Annotated in this window: 15 protein-coding genes; 9 read left to right on the top strand and 6 right to left on the bottom strand. The window is 72.0% G+C overall.

Annotated elements, in window-relative coordinates; translation table 11 throughout:
- The first annotated feature begins 152 nt into the window (after positions 1 to 152).
- Positions 153 to 3,800 (top strand): cobaltochelatase subunit CobN, encoded by a 3,648-nt coding sequence (gene cobN / locus ACY8FT_RS03945; protein WP_462417631.1) that lies wholly within the window; start codon positions 153 to 155, stop codon positions 3,798 to 3,800.
- A complete protein-coding gene (gene bluB, locus ACY8FT_RS03940; protein WP_462417630.1) occupies positions 3,800 to 5,557 on the top strand; it encodes a 5,6-dimethylbenzimidazole synthase in 1,758 nt (585 codons plus the stop codon). Before cobN ends, bluB begins: the two co-directional genes overlap by 1 nt.
- A 3-nt stretch (positions 5,558 to 5,560) precedes the next feature.
- Here bluB and cobF read toward each other — a convergent pair whose 3' ends face one another.
- Together cobF and ACY8FT_RS03930 are read right to left on the bottom strand one after the other, a co-directional pair.
- Positions 5,561 to 6,331, bottom strand: coding sequence for a precorrin-6A synthase (deacetylating) (cobF, locus tag ACY8FT_RS03935; RefSeq protein WP_462417629.1), 771 nt, complete (start codon positions 6,329 to 6,331; stop codon positions 5,561 to 5,563).
- Complete coding sequence (locus tag ACY8FT_RS03930; protein ID WP_462417628.1) at positions 6,328 to 7,767, bottom strand: cobyric acid synthase; 1,440 nt, start codon at positions 7,765 to 7,767, stop codon at positions 6,328 to 6,330. Before ACY8FT_RS03930 ends, cobF begins: the two co-directional genes overlap by 4 nt.
- 83 nt (positions 7,768 to 7,850) lie before the next feature.
- Between ACY8FT_RS03930 and coaE the strand changes: the two genes are divergently transcribed.
- On the top strand, positions 7,851 to 8,450 hold the full coding sequence (gene coaE, locus ACY8FT_RS03925) for a dephospho-CoA kinase (RefSeq protein ID WP_462417627.1): 600 nt from the start codon (positions 7,851 to 7,853) through the stop codon (positions 8,448 to 8,450).
- Positions 8,451 to 8,547: 97 nt separating this feature from the next.
- Here coaE and ACY8FT_RS03920 read toward each other — a convergent pair whose 3' ends face one another.
- Positions 8,548 to 10,332 (bottom strand): BCCT family transporter, encoded by a 1,785-nt coding sequence (locus ACY8FT_RS03920; RefSeq protein ID WP_462417626.1) that lies wholly within the window; start codon positions 10,330 to 10,332, stop codon positions 8,548 to 8,550.
- 238 nt (positions 10,333 to 10,570) lie between these two features.
- On the opposite strand from ACY8FT_RS03920, the gene uvrB reads away from it, so the two are divergent.
- Both uvrB and ACY8FT_RS03910 read left to right on the top strand, forming a co-directional pair.
- Positions 10,571 to 12,691, top strand: coding sequence for an excinuclease ABC subunit UvrB (gene uvrB / locus ACY8FT_RS03915; protein ID WP_462417625.1), 2,121 nt, complete (start codon positions 10,571 to 10,573; stop codon positions 12,689 to 12,691).
- Between the two features lie 197 nt (positions 12,692 to 12,888).
- Positions 12,889 to 13,941, top strand: coding sequence for a TerC family protein (locus ACY8FT_RS03910; RefSeq protein ID WP_462417624.1), 1,053 nt, complete (start codon positions 12,889 to 12,891; stop codon positions 13,939 to 13,941).
- 13 nt (positions 13,942 to 13,954) lie between these two features.
- Here the strand turns inward: ACY8FT_RS03910 and ACY8FT_RS03905 are convergent, their stop codons facing one another.
- The 3 genes from ACY8FT_RS03905 to ACY8FT_RS03895 are packed head-to-tail and all read right to left on the bottom strand — an operon-like array spanning position 13,955 to position 15,740.
- Positions 13,955 to 14,701, bottom strand: coding sequence for an EamA family transporter (locus tag ACY8FT_RS03905; protein WP_462417623.1), 747 nt, complete (start codon positions 14,699 to 14,701; stop codon positions 13,955 to 13,957).
- Positions 14,698 to 14,826 carry a glycoside hydrolase family 15 protein gene (locus ACY8FT_RS03900; RefSeq protein WP_462417622.1) on the bottom strand — a complete coding sequence of 43 codons (129 nt, stop codon included), beginning with the start codon at positions 14,824 to 14,826 and terminating at the stop codon, positions 14,698 to 14,700. Before ACY8FT_RS03900 ends, ACY8FT_RS03905 begins: the two co-directional genes overlap by 4 nt.
- Positions 14,769 to 15,740, bottom strand: coding sequence for a trehalase-like domain-containing protein (locus tag ACY8FT_RS03895; RefSeq protein WP_462417621.1), 972 nt, complete (start codon positions 15,738 to 15,740; stop codon positions 14,769 to 14,771). Before ACY8FT_RS03895 ends, ACY8FT_RS03900 begins: the two co-directional genes overlap by 58 nt.
- Positions 15,741 to 15,913: 173 nt before the next feature.
- Between ACY8FT_RS03895 and uvrA the strand changes: the two genes are divergently transcribed.
- From uvrA to ACY8FT_RS03875, 4 genes are read left to right on the top strand one after another with little or no spacing between them, the layout of a single operon-like run.
- Positions 15,914 to 18,820, top strand: coding sequence for an excinuclease ABC subunit UvrA (gene uvrA, locus ACY8FT_RS03890; protein WP_462417620.1), 2,907 nt, complete (start codon positions 15,914 to 15,916; stop codon positions 18,818 to 18,820).
- On the top strand, positions 18,820 to 20,796 hold the full coding sequence (gene uvrC / locus ACY8FT_RS03885; RefSeq protein ID WP_462417619.1) for an excinuclease ABC subunit UvrC: 1,977 nt from the start codon (positions 18,820 to 18,822) through the stop codon (positions 20,794 to 20,796). Before uvrA ends, uvrC begins: the two co-directional genes overlap by 1 nt.
- A gap of 19 nt (positions 20,797 to 20,815) precedes the next feature.
- Positions 20,816 to 21,796, top strand: coding sequence for an RNase adapter RapZ (gene rapZ / locus ACY8FT_RS03880; RefSeq protein ID WP_462417618.1), 981 nt, complete (start codon positions 20,816 to 20,818; stop codon positions 21,794 to 21,796).
- Positions 21,797 to 21,841: 45 nt separating this feature from the next.
- Positions 21,842 to 22,882, top strand: coding sequence for a gluconeogenesis factor YvcK family protein (locus tag ACY8FT_RS03875; RefSeq protein WP_462417617.1), 1,041 nt, complete (start codon positions 21,842 to 21,844; stop codon positions 22,880 to 22,882).
- Positions 22,883 to 22,907 lie beyond the last annotated feature (25 nt).

The following is a 22,907-nucleotide window of genomic DNA, read 5'->3' as shown; positions in this document are numbered from 1 at the left end:
GTGCACCTCCTGACGCTGCGGGACCGCGCACGGAAGCTAGCCGAGGCGTCGGTCGGCCGTCCGCGCAGGGCCCCGTCGGGGCCGGTCGGCCGACGGTTAGCATCGCCGCCGTACTCCGGCCGGGTGCCGCCGACGATCCTCCAGGAGAGCACGTGACCCGCATCGCCCTGGTGTCGACCTCCGACACCGATCTGCTCAGCGCCCGCGCCAGCGGCGCCGACTACGCCGTCGTCAACCCCGCGCGGACCGATCCGGCCGCCGCCGTCGAGGGCGCCGACGTGGTCGTCGCCCGCATCCTGGGCGCGCCGCAGGACCTGCCTGACCTGTGGCCGGGCATGCGCACCACCGTCGAGGCGGGCACGCCGGTGGTGGTGCTGGGCGGTGAGCAGGCCCCCAATGCGGCGCTCATGGAGCTCTCCAGCACGCCGTCGGGGGTCGCGGCCAGCGCGCACGAGTACCTCGCAGAGGGCGGGCCGGCCAATCTCGCCTCCCTGCACGCCTTCCTCGGCGACACGCTCCTGCTCACCGGTGAGGGCTTCGATCCCGTCGTGCCCCTGCCCGCCTGGGGTGTCGCCGAGCGGCCGGAGGCGACGCCCACCGAGGGTGGACCTCGCATCGGGATCCTCTACTACCGGGCCCAGCACGTGGCCGGGAACACCGCCTACGTCCACGCCTTGGCCGATGCGGTGGACGCCGCGGGGGGCACCGGCGAGCCGGTGTTCGTCTCCTCCCTGCGAGACGCCGACGCGGACCTGCTGGAGCACCTGCGCCGCTACGACGGGCTGGTGACCACCGTGCTCGCCGCCGGTGGCACGCGCGCCGCCGAGGCCGGTGCCGGCGGCGACGAGGACGCCTGGGACGTGCAGGCGCTGGCCGCCCTGGACGTGCCGATCGTTCAGGGCCTGTGCCTCACCTGGAGCCGCGCCGAGTGGGAGGCGTCCGACGACGGCCTCACCCCGCTGGACGTCGCCACGCAGGTGGCCGTGCCCGAGTTCGACGGGCGCATCATCTCGGTGCCGTTCAGCTTCAAGGAGCTCGACGCCGACGGCCTGCCCGCCTACGTCGCCGACCCCGAGCGGGCTGCCCGGGTGGCCGGCACCGTGGTCAACCACGCCCGGCTGCGCACCGTGCCGACCGCCGAGCGTCGCATCGCGGTGGTGCTCTCGGCGTACCCGACCAAGCACTCCCGCATCGGCAACGCGGTGGGCCTGGACACCCCAGTCTCGACGATCCGCCTGCTGCGGGCGATGCGGGACGCCGGCTACGACCTCGGCGCCCCCGGTGCCGTGCCCGGGCTGGACGGGGTCGAGCCGGTGGAGGGCGAGGACCCGGACACCACCGCCGGCAACGCGCTGATCCACGCCCTCATCGATGCCGGCGGGCAGGACCCCGAGTGGCTCACCGACGCCCACCTGGGCGATGCGCACGTCCGCATCCCCGCGGCCACCTACCGCCGCTGGCTCGAGGCGCTGCCGGCGGAGCTGACCGACGCGATGACCGAGCACTGGGGCGACGCGCCCGGCGAGCTGTTCGTCGACTTCTCCCGCGACGCCGAGGGCGAGATCGTCACCGCCGCGATCCGGGCGGGCAACGTGGTGCTGCTCGTGCAGCCGCCGCGGGGGTTCGGGGAGAACCCCATCGCGATCTACCACGACCCGGACCTGCCGCCGACCCACCACTACCTGGCCACCTACCGCTGGATCGCCGAGGAGTTCGGCGCCCACGCGGTGGTGCACGTCGGCAAGCACGGCAACCTGGAGTGGCTGCCGGGCAAGTCGTTGGGCATGTCCGCCGCCTGCGGCACCGACGCGGCGCTCGGCTCGATGCCGCTGATCTACCCCTTCCTCGTCAACGACCCGGGCGAGGGGACCGAGGCCAAGCGGCGGGCCCACGCCACGATCGTGGACCACCTCATCCCGCCGATGGCGCGGGCGGAGAGCTACGGCGACATCACCCGGCTGGAGCAGCTGCTCGACGAGTACGGGAACGTCTCGGTGATGGACCCGGCCAAGGCCCCGGCCCTGCAGACGGAGATCTGGACGCTCATCCGGGCCGCCGAGCTGCACCACGACCTGGGCCTGGAGGAGATGCCCGACGAGGACGCCTTCGACGACTTCGTCATGCACGTCGACGGGTGGCTGTGCGAGATCAAGGACGTGCAGATCCGCGACGGGCTGCACGTGCTGGGGCAGGCGCCGCAGGGCGAGCAGCTGGTCGACCTGGTGACGGCCATGCTGCGCTCGCCGCAGATGTTCGGCGGGCAGCGCGGTGGCATCCCGGGCCTGCGGACCGCCCTGGGGCTGACCGAGGGCTCCGACGATCGCGTCACCACCGACCGTGCCGAGCAGCGCGCCCGCGCCCTGGTGGCCCGGCTCGCCGAGGCGGGCTGGGACGCCGCGGCGGTGCCCGGCATCGTGGCCGAGCTGCGGCCGGAGGAGGGCGAGGCCCTCGACCGCGACGGGGTCACCGCGGCGCTGGAGTTCGCGTGCACGCAGGTGGTGCCGCGCCTGGAGCGCACCCCCGGCGAGATGGACGCCGTCCTGCACGCCCTCGACGGGGGTTACACCCCGGCCGGCCCCAGCGGCTCGCCGCTGCGCGGCCTGGTGAACGTGTTGCCCACCGGGCGCAACTTCTACTCGGTGGACCCCAAGGCCATCCCCAGCCAGCTCGCCTACCAGACGGGCTCGGCGATGGCCCAGTCCCTCGTGGAGCGCGCGGTGGCGGACTCCGGGGAGTACCCCGAGTCGGTCGGCCTCTCGGCCTGGGGCACCTCGGCCATGCGCACCTCAGGCGACGACATCGGCGAGGTCCTCGCGCTGCTGGGCGTCACCCCGGTGTGGGACGAGCAGTCCCGCCGCGTCGTCGGGCTCGAGCCCATCGGCCTGGAGGAGCTCGGCCGCCCGCGGATCGACGTGACGGTGCGCATCTCCGGCTTCTTCCGCGACGCCTTCCCGCACGTCATCGACCTCATCGACGACGCGGTGGCCCTGGTGGTCGACCTCGACGAGCCGGAGGAGCAGAACTTCCCCCGCAAGCACGCGCTCGCGGACCTCGCCGAGCACGGGGACGCCCGCCGGGCCCGCACCCGCGTGTTCGGCTCCAAGCCGGGCACCTACGGGGCCGGCCTGCTGCAGGTGATGGAGTCCGGCGACTGGCGCAGCGACGCCGACCTTGCCGAGGTCTACACGACCTGGGGCGGGTACGCCTACGGCCGCGACATGGACGGCGCCCCGGCCCGCGAGGACATGGAGCGCAACTACCGCCGCATCACGGTGGCCGCCAAGAACGTGGACAACCGCGAGAGCGACATCCTCGACTCCGACGACTACTTCCAGTACCACGGCGGCATGGTGGCCACGGTGCGCGCGCTCACCGGCTCCGCCCCCGCGGCCTACGTCGGTGACTCGACCTCCCCGGACGTCGTGCGCACCCGGACCCTGGCCGAGGAGACCTCCCGCATCTTCCGCGCCCGGGTGGTGAACCCGCGCTGGATCGGCGCGATGCAGCGCCACGGGTACAAGGGCGCCTTCGAGCTGGCCGCGACGGTCGACTACCTCGTGGGCTTCGACGCCACGAGCCACGTGGTGCCGGACTGGATGTACGAGCAGACCGCCCGCTCCTACGTCCTGGACGAGGAGAACCGGGCCTTCCTGACGCACGCCAACCCGTGGGCGCTGCGTGGCATCGTCGAGAAGCTGCACGAGGCCGTCGAGCGCGGCCTGTGGGAGGAGCCGGACCCCGACCTGCTGCAGCAGATGCAGCAGGTGTACCTGGACGTCGAGGGCGACCTGGAGGACTGATGCCCCCGTCCACACCGCCGCGCCGCCCGACGCCCCGCATCGGGGACGCGAGCTCCGCCGCCCAGCGAGCCGCCGACCCCACGGGCTGGGCGATGGGGGAGTCCGTCCGCGCGGCGTTGGACGAGGTCGTCGGGGCCCGGCGGGACATCCGCCGGTTCCGGCCCGACACGGTGCCCGACGAGCTCCTGCGGCAGGTGCTGTCCGCCGGGCACGCGGCCCCGTCCGTCGGGCACTCCCAGCCGTGGCGCTTCGTCGTGGTGCGGGACCCCACCACCCGGGACCGCGCCGCCCACCTGGCCGACACCGCGCGGCTCGCGCAGGCCGACCTGCTGCTGCCCGAGCGCGCCGAGAGGCTGCTCGACCTCAAGCTCGAGGGGCTGCGCGAGGCCCCGGTCGGCGTGGTCGTCGCCTGCGACCGCCGGACCCCGGCCGCCGGGGTGCTGGGCCGTGCCACCTTCCCGGACACCGACCTGTGGTCGTGCGCCTGTGCCATCCAGAACATGTGGCTCACCGCTCGCGCGCTGGGGCTGGGCATGGGCTGGGTGACCCTCTTCGAGCCGTCCGACCTCGCCGACCTGCTCCACCTGCCCGAGGGCGTGGAGACCCTCGGCTGGCTCTGCCTCGGGTGGCCGGACGAGCGCCCGCCCGAGCCGGGCCTGCAGCGCGCCGCGTGGTCGCGCAAGGCACCGCTGGAGGAGGTGGTGCTGTCCGAGCGCTGGCCGGCCGAGGACGCCCCGGCGGCCCCGGTCTCGCACCTGCGGGGTCCCGCGGCCGACCGCCTGGTGGGCGCCACCGACGCCGCGGACCGCCTGCTCGCCCCGCCGGAGGCGCTCGGGGTGCTCGACCGCGTCGTCAACCGCGTCGAGGCCGTCGCCGGGCCGGGGCTCTCCGCGGGCACCCTCGTCCTGGCGGGGGCGGACCACCCCGTCACGGCCCTCGGCGTATCGGCCTACGGTGAGCACGTCACGCGGGACGTGCTCACCGCGGCCGTGGCCGGACAGTCCCTCGGTGCTGGCCACGCCCGCGCTGCCGGTCTCGACCTCGTCGTCGTGGACGCGGGGTGCGCTGACCGGGTCGAGGGCGCCACGGACGCCCGCCCGGCCGGGGAGCGGGGCGACCTCGTGACCGACGACGCCCTCACGGCGGCTGACCTGGACGAGTTGCTGGCGGCAGGCCGCCGGGTCGGTGCCACCGCGGGGGAGCGGGGGCTCGTCGCGCTCGGTGAGGTGGGGGTCGGCAACACCACCGTCGCGGCCGCCCTCGCCGGGGTGCTGCTGGCCCTGCCGGCCGACGAGGCCACCGAGTTGGTGGGCCTGGGCGCCGGGTCCGATGACGCGATGGTCGCCCGCAAGCGCGAGGTCGTGGCCTCCGCCGTGGCGCGGGCCGGCGAGCTGCCGGGTGACGCGACCGGCGCCCGACGGGCGCTGGCGGCGGTGGGCGGCCCCGAGATCGCCCTGCTCACCGGCGTCACGCTGGGGGCCGTGGAGGCCGGCGCCCCCGTCGTCCTCGACGGCCTGGCGACCTCGGTGGCGGCGCTGGCCGCGGCCCGGCTGGAACCGGCCGTGCAGGGCAGCCTGGTGGCGGGACAGCGCAGTCGCGAGGCCGCTCACCCTAGCGTCCTCCGCGAGCTCGGCCTCGAGCCGCTGCTCGGGCTGCGCCTGCGGGCGGGGGAGGGGGTCGGTGCCGTCCTGGCCGCCGGGATGGTCCTCTCGACCCTCCAGGCGCGGCGCACCTCGGTGCGCACCAGCGGGGACTGAGCCTCAGCCGATCCCGAGGGCGTAGACGTCCATGACCCAGCCGTGGCGCTCACGCAGGGCGGCGCGGACGGCGCTGATCTCGTCGATCACCTCGGCCAGCCGTCCGGCCCGGATCTCCTGCTGGGGCAGGCCCAGGCAGGCACCCCAGTGGATCGTCAGGTCCGGCGCCCGGTCCACCAGCTCCCGGCAGGTCAGGTGCGCGTCCAGCATCACCACGGTGGGTCCCAGCTCCGGTGTCCACTGCTGCACCAGCCGTCGGCCGGTCGTCACGTGGACCGGCTCCCCGATGCCGTGCAGCACCGTGCCGTGCACCGCGGCCAGAGCCTGGAAGGCAGTGATGCCAGGGGTCACCCTCAGGTCGAGGGGCAGGCGCTCGGCGACCTGGTGCAGCACGCGCAGTGTCGAGTCGTAGAAGGCGGGATCACCCCACACGAGGAAGCCGACGACCGCCCCGTCGGGCAGCCCGGCGATCTGCTCTGCCCAGGTCGCCGCTCGTGCGGCGTGCCAGTCCTTCACCCCGCGCGTGTACGCCTCACCCCGGCGTGGTGCGTCGGCCCCGCGCTCGGGGTCGGCCACCGGCAGCAGCCGATAGGTGCCGTCGGCCAGGTGGGCCCGGCACAGCTCCTCCCGGGCCGTCAGCAGGTCGTTCGCGGCACCGCCCTTGTCCGCCACCAGGAAGACGTCCACCTCGCGCATCGCCTCGATCGCCTGCAGCGTGAGGTGCGTGGGATCCCCGGCCCCGATGCCGATGACGTGCACCCGCCGCGCGCTCACGCCACACCGCCTCGGGCCAGGTCGAGCATGAGATCGAGGTCGAGGTGCTCTGCGCAGGCGTCGGCCAGCTGGTCGATCATCGCGCTGCGTCGGTCGGCGAATCCCGGTGCAGCAGTGTCCGCCACCCACGCGGAGCCCGAGGCAGCGGCCACCTCCGCCAACCACGCCCTCCGGAAGGCGTCGCCCTCCAGCAGGCCGTGCCAGACGGTGCCCCACACCGCACCGGACCGGGCTCCGCCCACCCAGGACTGTTCGGCGTCCACGGTGCCGTGGTGGATCTCGTAGCCGCTCACGGGCAGTCCCTCCCAGGTGCCGCTCGGGCGGCCGAGGGTCTTCTCGGGGCGGAAGCGGACCGTGCCGGGCAGCAGTCCCAGACCCTCGACCTGACGGTTCGACTCCACCGGGTCCTCCAGGCGCTCCCGCAGCATCTGGTCGCCACCGCAGACGCCCAGCACCGGCCGCCCGTCACGGGCCCGCTCGATGACGACGCGATCGAGCCCCCGGGAGCGCAGCCAGCCGAGGTCGTCGACGGTCGCCCGCGAGCCCGGCAGGACGAGCAGGTCGGCCTCCCGGCAGAGGTCCGCGTCGGTGGTCACGTGCACGTCCACGCCGGCCTCCGCCCGCAGGGCGTCCACGTCGGTGGCGTTGCTGGTGCGCGGCAGGCGCACGACGGCCACCTGGAGCCGGTCCGCTCCTGCCTCCGCGGTCGGGGAGGCCGTCCACCCGAGCGTGTCCTCCCCGTCCAGCCACACGTCGGGCAGCCAGGGCACCACGCCCGCGCAGCGCATGCCGGTGCGCCGGGTGATCTCCTCCAGGCCCGGCCGCAGGATGCTCGGGTCACCGCGGAACTTGTTGATGACGTAGGCCGCCAGGTGGGCCCGGTCGGCCTCGTCCACCAGCGCCCAGGTGCCGTAGAGGGCGGCGAGCACCCCGCCGCGGTCGATGTCGCCGACCACAGCCACCGGCATCCCGAAGTGCCGCACGAGACCCAGGTTCACGTAGTCCCCGGAGCGCAGGTTGACCTCGGCGGGGGAGCCGGCTCCCTCGGCGACCACCAGGTCCACCGAGGCGGCGAGCTCCTCGTAGGCGGTGAAGGCCGCCTCCCGCAGGTGCGCCCGTCCCGTCGCGTACTCGCCGGCCCGCAGCTCGCCGGCCGGCCGGCCGCGCAGCACGACGTGGGAGCGACGGTCCGACCCGGGCTTGAGGAGCACCGGGTTGTGCAGGGACGACGCCACCACCCCGGCGGCCTCGCACTGCAGGTACTGGGCCCGGCCGATCTCGGCCCCATCCGCGCACACCATCGAGTTGTTCGACATGTTCTGCGCCTTGAAGGGGGCCACTCGCACCCCCTGGCGCGACCAGGCCCGGCAGAGACCGGTGACGAGCAGGGACTTGCCGGCGTCGGAGGACGTCCCGGCGACGAGGAGGCCGTTCACGGGCGTCATCGTAGGCAGGCCCGCACCCGGCCACGGGCCCGGTTCACCGGCCGTGCTGCCGGTGCGGACCTAGCATGAGCCGCATGACCCGCATCGCCCTCACCGGCGGCATCGCCGCCGGCAAGTCGACCGTCGCCCGCCGCCTCGAGGAGCTGGGGGCGGTGGTGGTGGACTCCGACGCGGTGAGCCGCGAGGTGGTCGCGCCCGGCACCGAGGGCCTGGCGGCCGTGGTGCAGCGATTCGGCCACGAGGTGCTCACCCCGTCCGGGGAGCTCGACCGCCCGGCGCTGGGGGCGCGGGTGTTCTCGGATCCCAGGGCGCGGAAGGACCTGGAGGAGATCATCCACCCGCGGGTGCGCCGCCGGGCCGCGGAGCTCGAGGCGGATGCCCCCGAGGGCACCCCGGTCGTGCACGACATCCCGCTGCTCGTCGAGACCGGGCAGGCCCGCGACTTCGACCTGGTGCTCGTCGTGCACGCGCCGAAGGAGGAGCGGGTGCGCCGGATGGTCCAGGACCGGGGGATGGATCCGGAGGAGGCCCACTCCCGCATCGCCGCGCAAGCGAGCGATGCCGAGCGCGCCGCCGTGGCGGACGTCGTGCTCGACAACTCCGGCGACCCCGCGGCGCTCCTCGGGCAGGTCGACGCGGCCTGGCAGGAGCACGTGGAGAGCCGCAGGGCCTGACCTCCCAGGGAGGAGGGGGGAGTCCCGACCCGCACACGAGAGGGGCCCCGTCCGCAGCCGGTGCTGCCGGCGAGGCCCCTCCGGGGATATCGACGCGTCAGTCGTGCCAGGTGGTCGCGCCTCCGTGACCACCGCGGCCGACCAGCGACGGCTCGGTGCGCTTCCGGGGCTCCCCGGTGGCCAGCGTCTCCACGGTCGCCTCCACCGAGTCCCGGACCATGCCGTCCCGCAGCATCTCGTGCTCGATCCGACGGTCCCGGTGGTACTCCGCCGACAGGGCCCGGGTCACGGCCCAGGCGATGGCCATCAGCAGGAAGATCACCGGCAGCGCGCTGAGGATCGACAGCGTCTGCAGAGCCGACAGGGCATCGGCCGGCACGGCGGTCGCCAGGATGAGGATCGCCGCGATGGCGCCCTCGGAGACCGACCAGAAGATGCGGCTCCAGACCGGCGGGTTGGCCGAGCCGCCCGTGGACAGCATGTCGATCACGAACGAGCCGGAGTCCGAGCTCGTCACGAAGAACACGATGACCATGAGCAGGGCGATGCCCGCCATGAAGGTGCCGCCGGGAAGGGCCTCGAGCATCTGGAACAGCGCGGTGTTCGTGTCCACCGCGCCCTCGGCGTCGATGAGGCCACCGCCGCCCATGATCTCGCGGAACAGGGCGGTGCCACCCATCACGGAGAACCAGAAGAAGCTCAGCAGCGCGGGCACCAGCAGCACGCCGGAGATGAACTCGGCGACCGTGCGGCCGCGGGAGATGCGGGCGATGAAGATGCCGACGAAGGGCGACCAGCTGATCCACCAGCCCCAGTAGAAGAGGGTCCAGCCACCGAGCCAGGAGGTGGCCTCCTCACCCTGAAAGGGCATGGTCAGCGAGGAGAGGTGGAAGAAGTCGTCCAGGTACTGGCCGACGGAGAACACGAAGTCGCGCATGATGAACAGGGTCGGGCCCAGGAAGAGCACGCAGAACAGCAGCACCACGGCCAGGCCGAGGTTGATGTTGCTCAGGTAGCGGATGCCCTTGCCGAGGCCGGAGACCACCGACACGGTGGCGAACACGGTGACCGCCGCGACGATGCCCACCTGCAGCACCTTGCTGTCGGCGTCCGGCACGAGGCCGAGGTGCTCCATGCCGGCCGCGATCTGGAACACGCCCAGACCCAGCGAGGTGGCGACACCGAAGAGCGTGCCGACGACGGCGATGACGTCGATGAGGTCACCCCAGCGGCCCTTCACCTTGTTGCCCATGAGGGGCTCCAGGGCCCAGCGCACGGAGACCGGGCGGTTCCGGCGGTGGATCGCGTAGGCGATGCCCAGACCCATCACCGCGTACAGGGCCCACGGGTGCAGACCCCAGTGCAGGAAGGTCGTGGTCATGGCCTCCCGGGCGGCCTCGGCCGTCTCCGGGGTCACGGCGTCCTTGCCGAGGTCCGGCGCGGCGACCTCGGGGCGGGGGGAGGTGAAGTGCGTCAGCGGCTCGGCGACACCGAAGAACATCAGACCGATGCCCATGCCGGCGCTGAAGAGCATGGCGAACCAGGAGATGAGGCCGAACTCGGGCTCCTCGTCGTCCGGGCCGAGCGTCGTCTTGCCCAGCCGGGAGATGCCGATCCAGACGGTGAAGAGCACCAGACCGGTCGCGGCCAGAATGTACAGCCAGCCGACGCTCTCCACCATCCAGGTGTTGGCCTCGGCCATGACGTCGCTGACCTTGCCGGTGAAGACCGCGGTCAGGGTCACGAAGAGCACGACGAGGACGGCGGCGGGCCAGAAGACGCCCTTGTCCATGCTGCCGTCGGGCTCGGGGATGTCGGTTGCGGACTTGATGTACTCGCGGCGTCGTTGCTGCTCGACGCTCACACCCGGGGGTGTGGTCATGCGGGATCCTCTCGTCGACAGGTGGTCGGAAGCGTTGCTGCGACAGGCCGATCGGCAGGAGGGCGCGGTGTGCGGCCGCGGGCTGGGACGTGGGCATGCCCACTGGACCCGCCGTTCGGCAACACGTCAGGAAAACACACGGTCATGGATCCTTCAAGTTGCCGAAACAGGCTGACGCAGTTCCCGTGCCGCGGGCACGAGGGCGGAGGTCGTCGGTGGTGGCGTCTAGCGTGGGGGCATGCGCCCCGTCACCGATCTCCAACGCAGCGTCGCCCCCTTCGAGGTGGTGTCGGAGTACGACCCTGCCGGCGACCAGCCCACCGCCATCGCCGATCTCTCGCGCCGGATCGAGGCGGGGGAGCAGGACGTGGTGCTCCTCGGTGCGACCGGCACGGGCAAGTCCGCGACGACCGCGTGGATGATCGAGAAGCTCCAGCGGCCCACCCTCGTCATGGCGCCGAACAAGACGCTCGCCGCGCAACTCGCCAACGAGTTCCGGGAGCTCCTGCCGCACAACGCCGTCGAGTACTTCGTCTCCTACTACGACTACTACCAGCCGGAGGCCTACGTCCCGCAGACGGACACCTACATCGAGAAGGACTCCTCCATCAACGAGGAGGTGGAGCGCCTGCGACACAGCGCGACGAACTCGCTGCTCACCCGCCGCGACGTGGTCGTGGTCGCCTCGGTCTCCTGCATCTACGGCCTGGGGACGCCGCAGGAGTACGTGGACCGGATGGTGCGCCTGTCGGTGGGGCAGGAGATCGACCGCGAGGAGCTGCTCCGCCAGTTCGTCACCATGCAGTACACCCGCAACGACATGGCCTTCCAGCGGGGGACCTTCCGGGTGCGGGGCGACACCGTCGAGATCATCCCGGTCTACGAGGAGCTCGCGGTGCGCATCGAGTTCTTCGGCGACGAGATCGACGCCATCGCGACCCTGAACCCCCTCACCGGCGAGGTGGTGCGCGACGAGGAGGAGATGTACATCTTCCCCGCCACCCACTACGTCGCGGGTCCCGAGCGCATGGAGCGGGCGGTCGCCGGCATCGAGGCCGAGCTCGAGGAGCAGCTGGCCCGCTTCGAGCAGCAGGGCAAGCTGCTGGAGGCCCAGCGACTGCGCATGCGGACGACCTACGACATCGAGATGATGCGCGAGATGGGCGCCTGCAACGGCATCGAGAACTACTCGCTGCACATCGACGGGCGAGAGCCGGGCTCGGCCCCGAACTGCCTGCTCGACTTCTTCCCCGAGGACTTCCTGCTCGTGCTCGACGAGTCCCACGTGACCGTGCCGCAGATCGGAGCGATGTTCGAGGGCGACATGTCGCGCAAGCGCACCCTGGTGGACCACGGGTTCCGGCTGCCCAGCGCCATGGACAACCGCCCCCTGAAGTGGGAGGAGTTCCTGGAGCGGATCGGACAGACCGTCTACCTGTCCGCGACGCCGGGGGACTACGAGCTCGCGAAGTCCGACGGCTACGTGGAGCAGATCATCCGACCGACGGGGCTGGTCGACCCGGAGATCGTCGTGAAGCCCACGCAGGGCCAGATCGACGACCTGCTGGCCGAGATCCGGGAGCGGGCCGAGCGCGACGAGCGCGTGCTGGTCACGACGCTCACCAAGAAGATGGCCGAGGACCTCACCGACTACCTGCTGGAGCGTCAGGTGCGGGTGCGGTACCTGCACAGCGAGGTCGACACGCTGCGGCGCATCGAGCTGCTCAAGGAGCTGCGGCTGGGGGAGTACGACGTCCTGGTCGGCATCAACCTGCTCCGTGAGGGCCTCGACCTGCCGGAGGTCTCCCTGGTCAGCATCCTGGACGCCGACAAGCAGGGCTTCCTGCGCTCGAACCGCTCGCTCATCCAGACGATCGGCCGCGCGGCCCGCAACGTGTCGGGGCAGGTGCACATGTACGCCGACACCGTGACCGAGTCGATGCAGTACGCCATCGACGAGACCAACCGCCGGCGTGCCAAGCAGATGGCCCACAACACCGAGCACGGCATCGACCCCACGCCCCTGCGCAAGAAGATCGGCGACATCACCGAGATGCTGGCCGAGATGCGGGGGGTCGCCTCCAGCCGCGACGGGGCGCAGGACCCGGACCGTCCGAACGCGCGCCGGGGCCGGCCGCACGACCAGGCTGATGCCGACATCTCGGCCGACCTCTCCGTGGCCACCGGGGAGCGCCCGACCGACATGCCGAAGGCCGAACTGGCCCAGCTGATCCAGCAGCTCACCGACCAGATGCAGTCCGCCGCGGAACAGCTGCAGTTCGAGCTCGCCGGGCGGCTGCGCGACGAGATCGCGGACCTGCGCAAGGAGCTGCGGCAGATGGAGCGTGCCGGGGCCTGAGCGCCCTGAGGCCGTAGGATGCTCTCCGACGGAGGGGAGTATCCCCGCGTGAGCTCTCGTCATCACGAAGCCGCCGTCGGTGTCGCCTCCGGCCCGGCGTGCCCTGCTTCCGGGAGTTCGGCCCACCCGAGGTGGGAGAGACCTCCGCATCGTGACCACGCGCCACTCCGGTGGCCGCAACGGAAGGTTTCCCTCGCATGACCGTTCCCCTCTGGGTGTGGATCGCCTCGCTGGCGGTCACCCTCGTCGTCCTGGCCTTCGACGTCTGGTGGGCCATGCGCAACCCGCACGTCCCGTCCCGCAAGGAGACGACCGGCTTCCTGACGGTCTACGTCAGCGCCGCGATCCTCTTCGGCATCGGCGTCTGGGTGACGCAGGGCCACCAGTACGGCACCGAGTTCTTCGCCGGCTGGTTGACCGAGTACTCCCTGAGCATCGACAACCTGTTCATCTTCCTCATCATCATGTCCTCGTTCGGGGTGCCGAGGAAGTACCAGCAGGACGCCCTGCTCTGGGGCATCATCATCGCCCTGGTGCTGCGCGCGATCTTCATCGCGGTCGGCGCCACGGCGATCAACGCGTTCTCGTGGATCTTCTACATCTTCGGCGCGTTCCTGATCTACACGGCCGTCAAGCTCTTCCTGGAGTCCATCAACGACGAGGACGAGGACGAGTTCGAGGAGAACGGCTTCATCCGCTTCGTCAAGAAGCACTTCCCGGCCACCGACTCCTGGGAGCACGGCACCCACTTCTTCAGCCGTGAGGGTGGCAAGAAGCTCATCACCCCGATGTTCCTGACGGTGCTGGCCCTCGGCTCCACCGACCTGCTGTTCGCACTGGACTCGATCCCCGCGATCTTCGGCCTGACGCAGGAGCCGTACCTGGTCCTCATGGCCAACGTGTTCGCGCTGATGGGGCTGCGCCAGCTGTACTTCCTGCTGGGCGACCTGCTGCAGCGCCTGGTCTACCTGGGCATCGGCCTGTCGGTCCTGCTCGCGTTCATCGGCGTGAAGCTCATCCTGCACGCCATGCACGAGAACGAGCTGCCCTTCATCAACGGCGGCGAGCACATCGCGTGGGCCCCGGACATCCCGATCCTCGTCTCGCTGGGCGCCATCGTGGTGATCCTGGGCGTGACGACGATCGCCAGCCTCATCAAGTCCAGCAAGGACCGCCGCAAGGCGGAGGACCCGGATCAGGAGTACATGAACCTGGACGGCAAGAAGGTGCCGATCAACCGCGACAACTGATCCGCTGGTCGCCTCAGGCGCCCGGTTCCGCTCCGGCGGGCCGGGCGCCTCGTCGTGGCCGGGACATCACGATGATGCTGGCCGCGACCACCAGCCCGATCCCCAGCAGGTGCGGGTCGAGGAGTCGCGAGCCGGCCGACCAGACACCCCACGGGACGACCAGCACCGCACCGATCACCAACGCCAACGCGATGCCGTCGAGCCCGTCGAAGCGCTGGCCGGCCCGGGCGCTGGCGAGGATGTAACCACACCAGCACGCTCCCGCCAGAGCGGCCAGGAGCGCCCCCAGCGGGTCGACGGCCTCGCCACCGGCGAGCACCTGCCAGGCACCGCTGACCAGCACGACCCCCGCCGCGGCGGCTGCCACGGCCACGAGGTCCCGCGCCGCGCGCGAGAGCACCGCGGACATGAGCAGCGGCCCGGTGAACTCGATGGTCACCGCGACGCCGATGGGGAGCCGCTCCAGCGAGGCGTAGAAGAGCAGGTTCATGAGCGTCATCGCGAGGGCGAAGAGGCCAACCGAGCGCCAGTCGTCGGTGGTGCGGCCACGCACCCGTGGCCGCACCACCAGCCCCAGCAGGAGGGCGGCGAGCCCGAGCCGCAGCGCGGTGGTGCCCGGCACCCCCGTCTGCGGCAGGAGCGTCGCAGCGAACGCGCCGCCGAACTGCACGCTCAGGACGGCGACCAGCACCAGGGCCGCCGGGCCGGCGGAACCGCCCGCGCGGGGGCGCAATGGCAGGACCGGCGTGGGGGTGCTCATGCGGCCGCCAGCGCGCTGGCGGCCAGCAGCAGCCCGATGTGGCTGAAGACCTGCGGAAAGTTGCCCATCAGCTCCCCGGAGAGCGGGTCGTACTCCTCGGCGAGGAGCCCGAGGTCGTTCGACACCCCCACGAGGCGGTCCATGAGCTCGCCGGCCGCCTCGGTCTCACCCGCCAGGGCCCGCGCGATGACCAGCCAGAAGTTGCAGATGAGGAAGGGGGCTCCTCACCGCTCAGGCCGTCCACGCCGAACTCGGTGCGGTAGCGCAGGACCAGGCCGTCCACCGACAGGTCCTCCTCGACGGCCCGGATCGTCCCGACGACGCGCGGGTCGTCACCCGCGTCGAAGGCCGCCCAGACCATGACCCGGGAGTGGGTGAGGTGGCGGAGGTGACCTCGGATCTCCCAGATGCCGTTGTCGGGTCGTCGCCAGTGCTCCTCGAGGCAGGCGAGCATCGCCCGCTGCACGGCCCACGAGTGGGTGTCCTCGGCGAGATCGGCCCACGCGGGCAGCCAGGTCAGGCGGAAGGTCACTTCCTCGCCCTCGGTCAGGACGATCCGGCCGGCGTGGTGGGAGTCCGTCGCCGTCGGCAGGGGGTCGCCGTGCAGGGCAAGCTTGTCCGGGCCGGCGACCGCCACCAGCACCTCGCGCCCCTGCGCGTCGTGGTCGCGGCGCACCCAGGGGCGCACGGCGCCGTAGGACGTGCGCACCAGGTCGGCGCGCTCGCCGTGGACGGGCATGAACTCGGTGAGCTCGACCGTGCCGGTCCGGCCGTCGTGCTCGACCTCGTGGGTCGTCCTCAGGACCAGCGAGTCAGGCAGGTACCTGCGCCGGGAGGCGCTCACACCGCGCGGGCGCAGGAGCCACTCGCCGTGCTCCGGGGTGCCGAGCAGGGAGGCGAACACCGCCTCGGAGTCGAAGCGGGGGAGGCACAGCCAGTCCACCCGGCCGTCCAGCGAGACCAGCGCCGCGGTCCGGCCGTCGGCCAGGAGGGCGTGGCTCGCGATGGGCGCCTGCGTCGGTGCGGGAGGTGTGGACATGGATCCACACTAGGAGCGCCCCGACGGGGAATGCAGCGCGCACCGCGGAGGTTGTCGGTGGTCGTTCCTAGACTGAGCACGTCTCGTGGAGACGCTGCCGGGGGCGCGCGTTCATCCGCCGTGCCCGTCCGCCGGCTCCACGACGTCCGGACCCCGTCGAGTGAGGACCCCTGGTGAGCAGCGAGAAGGCATCCGCCCGCGACCGCATCGTGGTGCGCGGGGCCCGGGAGAACAACCTGAAGGACGTGTCCGTGGAGTTCCCGCGGGACGCGCTCGTGGCGTTCACCGGCCTGTCGGGCTCGGGCAAGTCCTCCCTCGCCTTCGACACGATCTTCGCCGAGGGGCAGCGGCGCTACATGGAGTCGCTGTCCTCCTACGCCCGCCAGTTCCTCGGGCAGATGGACAAGCCCCAGGTCGAGTTCATCGAGGGGCTCTCCCCGGCGGTCGCGATCGACCAGAAGTCGACCAGCCGCAACCCCCGCTCCACGGTCGGCACGATCACGGAGGTGCACGACTACCTCCGCCTGCTGTTCGCCCGGGCGGGCGTCCTGCACTGCCCGTCCTGCGGCGAGGTCGTCTCGCGGCAGTCGCCGCAGCAGATCGTCGACCAGCTGGCCGCCGTCCCGGAGGGTACCCGCTTCCAGGTGCTGGCCCCGGTGGTCCGGGAGCGCAAGGGCGAGCACGTCGACCTGCTCCGCGAGCTGCAGACCAGCGGCTACGCGCGCGCCCGGGTGGACGGGGAGGCCGTTCAGCTCTCCGACCCGCCGAAGCTCGCGAAGACCTACAAGCACACGATCGAGGTGGTCGTCGACCGGCTGAAGGCCAAGCACGTCGAGGGGGAGCCCGAGTCGCGCTTCGTCACGCGCCTGACCGACTCGGTCGAGACCGCACTGAAGCTTGCCGAAGGGCGGCTGGTGGTCGACTACGTCGACGTGTCCGGTGACGAGGAGGGGGACGGCCTCCCCTCGGAGCGGGTCATGTCCGAGCACCTCGCCTGCCCCAACGAGCACCCGATCGGCATCGAGGAGATCGAGCCGCGGACCTTCTCGTTCAACGCGCCCTTCGGTGCCTGCCCCACCTGCCACGGCATCGGCACCGAGCTGGAAGTCGACCCCGACCTCCTCGTGCCCGACGAGGAGCTGAGCCTCAACCAGGGGGCGGTCACGCTCTGGGCCCAGGGCAAGAAGATGGCCGACTACCACCGACGCGTGGTGGAGGCGCTCTCGCAGGAGCTGTCCTTCGACATGGACACGCCGTGGCGCGCGCTCCCGCAGCGTGCCCGCAAGGCGGTCCTCTACGGCCACAAACACAAGGTGCACGTGCGCTACCGCAACCGCTTCGGCCGGGAGCGGAACTACTCCACCGGCTTCGAGGGCGCCGTCACGCAGGTCAAGCGACTGCACGCGGACACCGAGTCCGACCAGATGCGGGAGCGCTACCAGCAGCTCATGCGCCAGGTCCCGTGCCCGGACTGCGAGGGTGCCCGCCTGCGGCCGGAGGTGCTGGCAGTGCGCATCGACGGCGTCAACATCGCCGAGCTCTCGGCCCTGTCCATCGCGGAGGCCTCGCGCTTCCTGGAGGGCATGAGCCTCACCGAGCAGCAGGCGCGCATCGCCGAGCAGGTCCTGCGCGAGATCCGGGCACGCCTCGGCTTCCTGCTCGACGTCGGCCTGGACTACCTGACCCTGGACCGCGCGGCCGGCTCGCTCTCCGGCGGCGAGGCGCAGCGCATCCGGCTGGCCACGCAGATCGGCGCCGGCCTGGTCGGGGTGCTCTACGTCCTGGACGAGCCCTCCATCGGGCTGCACCAGCGCGACAACCAGCGGCTCATCGACACCCTCACCCGGCTGCGGGACCTCGGCAACACCCTCGTGGTGGTCGAGCACGACGAGGACACCATCCGCACCGCCGACTGGGTCATCGACATCGGGCCCGGTGCCGGTGAGCACGGGGGAGAGGTCGTCTACTCCGGCGAGGTCGACGGCCTGCTGGAGAGCGACTCGATCACCGGCGACTACCTCGCCGGCCGCAAGGTGCTCACCACCCCCGCCGAACGACGACCGGGCAACGGGAAGGCGCTGGAGGTCAAGGGCGCGTCGGAGAACAACCTGCAGGACGTGGACGTCAGCTTCCCGCTGGGGACGTTCACTTGCATCACCGGTGTGTCGGGCTCGGGCAAGTCGACCCTCGTGAACGACATCCTGTACAGGACCCTGGCCAACCGGCTCAACGGCGCCCGGCGCATCCCCGGGCGGCACCGCACCGTCAAGGGCCTCGAACACCTCGACAAGGTCGTCCACGTCGACCAGAGCCCCATCGGGCGCACGCCGCGCTCCAACCCGGCCACCTACACGGGCGTCTTCGACAAGGTGCGCGCGCTGTTCGCCGACACCGAGGAGGCGAAGGTCCGCGGCTACGGCCCGGGGCGCTTCAGTTTCAACGTCAAGGGCGGCCGCTGCGAGTCGTGCTCGGGTGACGGCACGCTGCGCATCGAGATGAACTTCCTGCCAGACGTGTACGTGCCCTGCGAGGTCTGCCACGGGGCGCGCTACAATCGCGACACGCTGCAGGTGCACTTCAAGGGCAAGAACATCGCCGAGGTGCTCGACATGTCGATCGAGGAGGGACTGGAGTTCTTCGGGGCCATCCGCTCCATCGCCCGGCACCTGCAGACCCTCGTCGACGTCGGCCTGGGCTACGTGCGCCTGGGCCAGCCAGCCACCACGCTGAGCGGTGGCGAGGCGCAGCGCGTCAAGCTCGCCGCGGAGCTCCAGAAGCGCTCCAGCGGACGGACGGTCTACGTGCTCGACGAGCCCACCACCGGACTGCACTTCGAGGACGTCCGCCGCCTGCTGGACGTCCTGCAGTCCCTGGCGGACAAGGGCAACACGGTGCTCGTGATCGAGCACAACCTCGACGTCATCCGCAGCGCGGACCACCTCATCGACATGGGCCCCGAGGGCGGGGACGCCGGCGGCACCGTGGTGGCCACCGGGACGCCCGAGGAGGTCGCGGCCGTCGAGGAGAGCCACACGGGCCGCTACCTCGCAGAGCTGCTCGCGGCCGCGCCGCGCCGCTGATGGCGGACCCCGCCAGCTACCGCCCGCGCCCCGGGGAGATCCCGACCTCCCCGGGCGTCTACCGGTTCCGTGACGTCCACGGGCGGGTCATCTACGTCGGCAAGGCGAAGTCGCTGCGCTCCCGCCTCAGCTCCTACTTCCAGAACCCGTCGCAGCTGCACCCGCGCACCCGCCAGATGGTGCACACCGGTGCGTCCGTGGAGTGGACGGTCGTCAACACCGAGGTCGAGGCGCTGCAGCTCGAATACGCCTGGATCAAGGAGTTCGACCCGCGCTTCAACGTGAAGTACCGCGACGACAAGTCGTACCCCTATCTCGCGGTCACCTGGTCGGAGGAGGTGCCCCGCGCCATGGTGATGCGGGGTGCCAAGCGCAAGGGCAACCGCTACTACGGCCCGTTCGCGCAGGCCTGGGCCATCCGCGAGACGCTCGACCTGGCCACCCGGGTGTTCCCCATCCGCACCTGCAGCACCGGGGTCTACAAGCGTGCGCAGGCCGCCGGCCGCCCGTGCCTGCTGGGCTACATCGACAAGTGCTCTGCACCCTGCGTCGGGGCCGTGACGCCCGAGGAGCACCGGGGGGTCGTCGACGACTTCTGCCGCTTCATGGGCGGCGACACGGCCGGGTTCGTGAAGGACCTGACCCAGCGCATGCACCAGGCCTCCGCCGAGCTCGACTTCGAGAACGCGGCCCGGCTGCGGGACGACCTCGGTGCTCTGGAGAAGGTGCTGGAGAAGTCCGCCGTCGTCTTCAACGAGGACGTCGAGGCCGACCTGTTCGGCATCGCCGACGACGAGCTCGAGGCGGCGGTGCAGGTCTTCCACGTCCGCGGGGGCCGCATCCGCGGGCAGCGCGGCTGGGTGGTCGACAAGGAGGACCACCCGACAGCGGAGGCGATCGAGCACCTCCTGCGGCAGTTCTACGGCTCCGAGCAGGACGACATCCCGCGCGAGGTGCTCGTCTCCACCGAGCCCACGCAACACGACGTCCTCACCGACTGGCTCAGCGGCCTCCGGGGCGCCCGGGTGGCCATCCGCACCCCCGAGCGAGGCGACAAGGCGACACTGCTGCGCACCGTCATCCGGAACGCCGAGGAGTCCCTCGCCCGGCACAAGATGAGCCGCGCCGGTGACCTGACCACCCGGTCCGCGGCCCTCAGCGAGCTCGAGGAGGCGCTGGGGCTGGAGGAGGCCCCGCTGCGCATCGAGTGCTATGACATCTCGCACACGCAGGGGGAGAATTCGGTGGGCTCCATGGTCGTCTTCGAAGACGGCCTGCCCCGCAAGTCCGAGTACCGCCGCTTCATCGTCCGCGAGCCGTCGGACGACACCCGGGCCATGGCCGAGGTGCTCACCCGGCGCTTCCGCCACGGCACCCGCACCCCCGAGGGGGACGACCTCACCGGGGAGCGCGCACCGCGGAAGGACGCGTCCGGGAGCGGCACCGCGGGGGAGGCCGGTGACACGGGCTCCGCGGCCGCCTCGCGGCGGTTCGCCTACCCGCCGCAGCTCGTGGTCGTCGACGGTGGTCTGCCGCAGGTTAACTCGGCCCGGGCGGCGCTGGACGCGGCCGGTGCCGACTACGTCGCGGTGGTGGGTCTGGCCAAGCGCCTGGAGGAGGTGTGGGTGCCCGGCGACGACTTCCCGCTGGTGCTGCCGCGCGGCTCCGACGCGCTCTTCCTGCTGCAGCGGCTGCGCGACGAGGCCCACCGCTTCGCGATCACCTTCCACCGCCAGCGCCGCTCCAAGGCCATGACCGCCAGCGAGCTCGACACCGTCCCCGGGCTCGGACCCGCCCGCCGGAAGGCCCTGCTGGAGGCCTTCGGCACCGTCCGTGCCGTGCGCGCGGCGACGGTCGACGAGCTGGCGGAGGTGCCCGGCATCGGTCCGGCCCTGGCGGCCACGGTCCACGAGCACCTGGCCGGCACCGAACGGGCTCCGTCGGTGAACGTCACCACGGGCGAGGTGCTCGACTGAGGCTGTCATGATGGCCGCCATGACGACCTCCTCGACCGGCGCCGGCGCAGGTGCGTGGCAGGCCCCCCGGACCGCCCTCATGACCGATCTCCTCCGCCGCGCCGAGCTGGGCCCCTCGGAGCCCCCGCACGGCGATCCGCGCGACATGATGATCATCGCCGGCCTCTCGGGGGCCGGACGCACCACGGCGACCAACGTCCTGGAGGACATGGGCTGGTACGTGGTCGACAACCTGCCCCCGCTGCTGATCCCCGACATGGCCCGGCTCTCGGAACGGCTCCAGGCGGAGGGCCGCCAGCTGCCGCCCCTGGCGGTGTCCTGCAACGTGCGCTCCGAGGCGCTCATGGGGGACCTCGCCCAGGCGATGGCCGACCTCCGCGAGGAGGGATGGCGCCTCTGGCTGATGTTCCTGGACGCCAGCGACGCCGAGCTGGTGCGCCGGTACGAGTCCGTCCGCCGCCCCCACCCGCTGCAGGCCGGTGGTCGCATGCTGGACGGCATCCGCACCGAGCGCCGCATGCTGGGCACCCTGCGCGCCGCGGCGGACGTGGTCATCGACACCAGCCGCCTTAACGTGCACCAGCTCTCCGCGCAGATCAGCCGCCTGGTGAAGCCCGACGAGCACCTGCCGCGGGTCTCGGTCATGAGCTTCGGCTTCAAGTACGGCATCCCGCTGGACGCCGACATCGTGCTCGACCTGCGCTTCCTGCCCAACCCCTACTGGGTGCCCGAGCTGCGGGCCCACAATGGCACCGAGGCCCCCGTGCGGGACTTCGTGCTCGCCCAGGAGGGCGCGGGGGCGTTCGTCGAGCGGGCCCTGGCCATGTTCGAGCCGATGGTGGACGGCTACCGCCGCGAGCACCGGCGCTTCGTCACGCTGGCGGTCGGCTGCACCGGCGGCAAGCACCGCTCGGTCGCGATCACCGAGGAGCTGTCCCGGCGACTCGCCGACCGTGATGTGCTGGCCCAGCCGATCCACCGGGACCTGGGGCGCGAATGACCGAGGGTGTTTGTCCCGTGACGACGCTGGGGGGACACTGAACAGATGGTCGAACTCACCACGGGCCGTCGTCCAGCCCTCACCGGTTCCCTGCAGCTGCCGCCCCGCGTGGTGGCTCTCGGCGGCGGCCACGGCCTCTACGCCACGCTCACCGCGCTGCGCCACCTGACCCGGGATCTCACCGCCGTGGTCACCGTGGCGGACAACGGCGGATCGAGCGGCCGGTTGCGTGACGACTACGACAGCATCCCGCCGGGTGACATCCGGATGGCGCTGGCCGCCCTGTGCGACGACACCGAGAAGGGGCAGGCTTGGCGCGAGCTGCTGCAGCACCGCTTCCCGCGCTCCCGCCGCCACGACGGCGTCGACCCGGCCACCCTGTCCCTCGCCGGTGAGCTCGAGGGGCACGCGATGGGCAACCTGCTCATCCTCACCGCCTGGAACCGCCTCGGGGGACCGGTCGAGGGCCTGGCGGCACTGGCGCGACTCGTCGGGGCCAGGGGCCGGGTGCTGCCCATGTGCCCGCAGCCGCTCGGCATCGAGGCCACGGTGCTGGGAGCCGACCCCGACCAGCCGACCCGGCGCGACGTGGTCGTCGGGCAGAAGGAGGTCGCTCGCAGCCCCGGCTACGTGGAGCAGGTGCGCCTCACGCCCCGCGACGCGCAGGCCGAGCCGGAGGCGGTCAGGGAGGTGGCCGCTGCCGACTACGTCGTCCTCGGGCCGGGCTCCTGGTACACCTCGGTGATGCCGCACCTCCTGGTGCCGGACCTGCGCGACGCCGTCGTGCAGACCTCCGCCCGCCGGGTCCTGACCATGAACATCGACTCCACCGGGGAGAACCAGGGGCGGTCGCCCGCCGAGCAGGTGGCCGCCGTGCTGGAGAACGCGCCGGGTTTCGTGCCGAACGTGGTCCTCGTCGACCAGCACCAGGTCGCCGACCCCCGGGACCTCGCTGCCCTGGAGAGCATCGTGCGGGAGTCCGACGGGGACCTCCACGTGACGGACCTCGTGAGCCGCACCCGCCCCGGCGTCCACGACGTGATGCGTCTGGCCACCGCCTACCAGGACGTGCTCAACCTGGGGTGAGGACGTCCCGGGACCGCGTGGGACC

Source organism: Kytococcus sp. Marseille-QA3725 (genome assembly GCF_054950055.1).
The sequence above is the reverse complement of the archived record's forward strand: the minus strand, read 5'-3'. Positions and strand labels throughout refer to the sequence as shown.